This is a genomic window from Vibrio sp. 1402 (assembly GCF_033340275.1).
This window is the reverse complement of sequence record NZ_JAWOWE010000780.1, coordinates 1-504: the sequence shown is the minus strand read 5'-3', so window position 1 is coordinate 504 and position 504 is coordinate 1. Positions and strand designations below refer to the sequence as shown.

Here is a 504-nt window from a genome sequence, read left to right as displayed (position 1 = left end):
CGACATACCAGCGGACAAGTAAGGAATCAGTAAATCGACGACAGATTTCACATCGATTTCTTTTTCAAATTTGCTTTCTGCCAGCTCGGTCAAAGCTTGACTAGAGGCCATCGTAAATACGCACGTTCCCAACGTGAAATGTAATCGCCAAAACAACAACTCTTCCGTCAGCTCTGGGTTTGCTTTCATGATAGAGAAAGTAAACAAATTCAATACTTCTGAGTATCGAGTGCTGATAAACCAACGCAAATGACCTTGTACATCGGTGTAACCTCGACCAATCAACAACATAAATAGTGCTGTACCATTTGGTCTAACATCATTAAGTGTACGCAGCGGTAAACGTAATGATTCAAATACTTCGTCCATGTTGTAGCTTTCGCGGGTATTCAACTCAATGAGAGACGCCTTTATGCTCGGCATCAGTGCTTCAAGGTATCGGTCCAACACCGCGCGCACTAACGTCTTTTTGTCACCAAAGTGATAATTCACCGATGCAAGATT

At 42.7% G+C, this 504-nt stretch carries 1 protein-coding gene; it reads right to left on the bottom strand.

Annotated elements, in window-relative coordinates; translation table 11 throughout:
• Positions 1-504: TetR/AcrR family transcriptional regulator (locus tag R7044_RS28455; RefSeq protein ID WP_225456449.1), on the bottom strand; the 504-nt coding region annotated here is incomplete at both ends.